At 49.1% G+C, this 281-nt stretch carries 1 protein-coding gene; it reads left to right on the plus strand.

What is annotated here, in order from left to right:
* Positions 1-281, plus strand: a 281-nt coding sequence (locus AC6UD6_RS07025; protein WP_500696180.1) for a hypothetical protein, incomplete at both ends; no start/stop codon positions are given.

Here is a 281-nt window from a genome sequence, read left to right on the forward strand (position 1 = left end):
TATCTCGGCACTTGATCAACGCTTAGATGCGATTGGTGAAATGAAAGATTTAGCTCTCTTTGCAGAGCTCCAGCCGACCTTAAAACAGATCGGTGATATCGAGCGTATCCTTGCTCGTCTTGCACTTCGTTCTGCTCGCCCACGTGATATGGCTCGACTTCGTCAAGCAATGGAATACTTACCAGAGCTTGCTGAAACACTGACTCAGCTTAAGCACCCATACCTGACTCAACTTGCTCAGTATGCGTCTCCTGTGGATGAGGTGTCGGAGCTGCTAGAGC

The sequence above is a fragment of the Fructilactobacillus sp. X8R2C1 genome, assembly GCF_059900955.1.